Raw genomic sequence first — 4,056 nt, forward strand, 5'->3', positions numbered from 1 at the left:
GAGGCGGGGCTGTCGCCGGAGCAGTGGCGGACGGTGGTGCGCCGGGTGCTGGAGCAGCACGACGGACTGCGTACCCGCTTCTTCCAGGAGGACGGTGCCTGGTGTGCCGAGCTGACCGGGATGCCCGAGGAGACGCCGCTGCGGGTCGAGGACCTGTCGGGGTGCCCGGAGGGTGAGCGCGAGGCGCGGTTGCTGGAGGTGGCCGGTGCCGTCCAGGCGGGTCTGGACCTGTCCCGGTCCCCGCTGCTGCGCGCCGTCCTGTTCACCGGCCTGGAGGACGGAGGGCGGAAGCTCCTCCTCGTCGCGCACCACCTCGTGGTCGACGTCGTCTCGTGGCGGGTGGTCCTGGAGGATCTGGAGACCCTGTGCGGGCAGGCCCGGCGGGGTGAGGAGCTGGTGCTGCCTCAGAAGACGAGTTCGTGGCGGCAGTGGGCGGCCCGGCTGGCCGAGGAGACCGGCAGCGAGACAACGCTGGCCGAACTGCCGTACTGGGAAGCACAGTCCACGCCGTCGCGCGAACTGCCGCTGGACGGAACCGCCGACGGAAACACGGTCGGTGGCGGGCGGGTCGTCGAGGTGGTGCTGGGTGAGGCGGAGACGCGGGCGCTGCTGCGGGATGTGCCGGCGGTGTTCGGGACGCGGGTCAACGACGCGTTGCTGACGGGTGTGGCGTCGGCGGTGGGTGGCTGGTCCGGGGGCGGCCGGGTGCGGGTGGACGTGGAGGGGCACGGGCGGGAGGACCTGTTCGAGGACACGGATGTGTCGCGGACGACGGGCTGGTTCACCACGATCTCCCCGCTGGACCTGCCGGTGCCCGCCGCGGACCGTCCGGCGGACGGACTCAAGGAGATCAAGGAACTCCTGCGAGCCCGGCCCCGACAGGGCATCGGCCACGGCCTCCTCGCATACGGAGGTGCCGATTCCCCCCTGCACGGGACCGAACCCGCGCAGGTCAGCTTCAACTACCTGGGCCAGTTCGACGGATCGTTCGCCGGAAGCTTCGCCGCGTCGTCCGGTACCGCGGGCCCGGACTGGGCGCCGGTGAACCGCCGGCCGTATCTGATCGACGTGGTGAGTCATGTCCGGGACGGCCGGCTGCACATGGAGTGGACCTACAGTCCGTCCGCGCACCGGGAGGAGACGATCCGGGAGGTGGCCGGGCGGACGCTGGGCGTGCTCTCCGCGCTGACCGTCGAGGCCCGGCGTCCGGACGTGCAGGGCTACACGCCCTCCGACCTGGAGCTTTCCGGTCTCGACCAGAAACAGGTGGACGACCTGGTCGCAGGTCTGCGCGAGCACCCCGCGTGGCGGGGCGCCACCACCGCCCGCCCCCTGGAGGACTGCCTGCCCCAGACCCCCGTCCAACAAGGGCTCTGGTTCCAGAGCCAGTTCGCGCACGGCGAGGGCGTCTACCACGTCCAGCTGATCCTGAGCATCGAACAGCACCTGGATGTGGGGGTGTTCCGGGAGAGCTGGGCGCAGGTGATGCGGCGGCATCCGATCCTGCGGACGGGCTTCGCGACGGCCGGGGACAACCGGGCGTTCCAGCTGGTCTGGGCGGATCTGCCGGTTCCGCTGGAGGTGGCCGACTGGCGGGACGGGAGCGTCGAGGAGCAGGGGGAGCGGCTGGAGGCGTATCTGGCCGGGGACCGTGCGCGGGGCTTCGGGCCGGAGGACGCCCCGCAGTGGCGGATGCTGCTGGCGCGTACCGGTGAGGAGAGGTACGAGCTGGTGTGGAGTGCCCACCACACGATCCTGGACGGCTGGAGCATCAGCCTGGTCCTGGGTGACGCGGTGCGGTGGTACGGGGCGCTGCTGGAGGGACGTGCTCCGGACAGGCCCGCGCCGCGGCCCTACCGGGACTACGTGGCCTGGCTCGGCGAGCAGGACCTCCGACAGGCCGAGGACTACTGGCGCCACACCCTCCAGGACGTCCAGCCGGCCGAACCGCTCAGCATCGAGCGGCACGCGGGCGGACGGTCCGAGCCGTCCGGGACCGGTGGGCTGGCCGAGTACGACTTCCTCTTCGGCACCGAGGACACCCGGCACCTGCAACAACTCGCCCAGACCCACCAACTGACCCTCAACACGGTCCTCCAGGGCTGCTGGGCGCTTCTGGTCGGCCGCTACTCGGGCCGCGACGACGTCGTCTTCGGCACCGTCGCCTCGGGACGCCCGGCCGAGATCGAGGGCATCGAGCGGACCGTCGGCCTCTTCATCAACACACTGCCGCTACGGGTGCGGATGCCCGCGCAGAGCACCGTACTCGCCTGGCTGCGGGAGCTGCAGGAGCAGAACCTGCGCATGAGGCAGTACGAGTACAGCCCGCTCAACAAGGTGCAGCAGTGGAGCGGGCTCCCCACCGGCGCCCCCCTCTTCGAGACCCTGTTCGTCTTCGAGAACTACCCGGTGGACAAGGACGACGAGGCCGCCCTGCGCTACGACCTCACCCGGTCCGAGGAACGGATCAACTACCCGCTCGGCGTGGTGGCCACCGTGCCGGCCGGGGAGCAACGGCTCAGCGTCGTCGTCCAGTACGACACCGCACGGTTCGATCCCGAGACGATCGAGCGCATGCTCGGCCACCTGGGCAGCGTCTGCTCCCAGCTCACGCGCGAGCCCGGCATGCGACTGGGCGACGTCAGCGTCCTGACGGACGAGGAACGCCGCCACATCCTCCGACAGGGCAACGCGGTCCCCCTGCAACGGACGGACGAGACCGACCTCGACCTGTCCGCGCTGGCGGCGGGAACCGCCGGAACCGCCGAAGAACGCGAGCTTCTCGAACAACTCGTCGCAGAAGTTCAGGGCATGTCGCCGAGCGATCTCCAGGCCCAGATCCCGCACGCCGCCCCGGCTACCGAGACGAGTGACCACCATGAGTGAACTGCTTCCTCAGCTCGAGAACCTCAGCCCCGAGCAGCAGGCCGTACTGCGTCTGCGCCTGCGTCAGCTCAAGGAGCAGCAGGCGCAGAGGCCGGCCCCCCTGCACGAGCTGTTCTCCGCGCAGGCCCGCAGGAACCCCGACCGGGTCGCCGTCGCCGACGGCGCCACGCAGATCGGCTACGCCGCCCTGGACCGATGGGCGAACCGTCTCGCCGCGCTGCTGCGCGACCGGGGCGTCGACCGGGGCAGCCTGGTGGGCCTGTGCGTCCCCCGCTCGATCGAGACCGTCGTCGGGCTCCTGGCGATCGTGAAGGCGGGCGCGGCGTACGTGCCGCTGGACCCCTCCTATCCGCGCGAGCGCCTGGCCCACATGGTCGAGGACTCCCGGCTGGGTGTCGTGCTGGCGGGACGGTCGACGCTGGGCGTGCTGCCGGAGACCGGCGCGCGGGTGCTGGTCGTGGAGGACCTGTGGGCCGAGCTGGACCGGTGGCCCGACGGTGAGCCCGCCCCGGACGTGACCGCGGACGACCTGGCCTACGTCATCTACACCTCCGGTTCCACGGGCCGGCCCAAGGGCGTGGCCGTGACCCACCGCGGCATCCGCCACATCGCGCGCTGGCAGAACGAGAACTACGGCCTGGACACCCCCACACGCGTCCTCCAGGGCACCCCCCTGAGCTTCGACATCTCCGTGTGGGAGATCTGCGCCGCGCTCCTCTCCGGCGGCACCCTGGTGCTGCCGCCGCCTGAGCTGCGGATGATCGGCACCGACCTCGCCGACTTCCTGGCCGAGCAGGCCGTCGAGAACATCAACCTCACCCCGGCGGCACTGGCCACGCTGCCCGCCGAGACCCTGCCCTTCCTGACCTGCGTCTCGGTCGGAGGCGAAGCCTGCCCGCGCGAACTGGTCCGCACCTGGGCCGACGGCCGGCTCTTCTTCAACGGCTACGGCCCCTCCGAGACCACCATCGCCGTCAGCGTCGCCCGCTACACCGCCGACCTCGAACGCGTCCACATAGGCCGTCCCATCGACGGGGCGCAGATGTACGTCCTCGACTCCCGCCTTCAGCTCCAGCCGGTGGGTGTGGCGGGGGAGTTGTTTGTGGGTGGGGCGGGTTTGGCGCGTGGTTATCTGGGGCGGCCGGATTTGACGGCTGAGGCGTTTGTGGC

At 71.2% G+C, this 4,056-nt stretch carries 2 protein-coding genes; both read left to right on the forward strand.

All coding sequences use genetic code 11. The features are described 5' to 3' along the window. On the forward strand, positions 1–2,886 hold a 2,886-nt coding region (locus ACIQFU_RS38580; RefSeq protein WP_402558057.1), incomplete at its 5' end, for a condensation domain-containing protein. Then, positions 2,879–4,056, forward strand: a 1,178-nt coding sequence (locus tag ACIQFU_RS38585) for an amino acid adenylation domain-containing protein (RefSeq protein WP_356823773.1), incomplete at its 3' end; no start/stop codon positions are given. The genes ACIQFU_RS38580 and ACIQFU_RS38585, both read left to right, overlap by 8 nt.

It is taken from the genome of Streptomyces sp. NPDC093065 (assembly GCF_044754585.1).
Classification (GTDB): Bacteria; Actinomycetota; Actinomycetes; order Streptomycetales; family Streptomycetaceae; genus Streptomyces.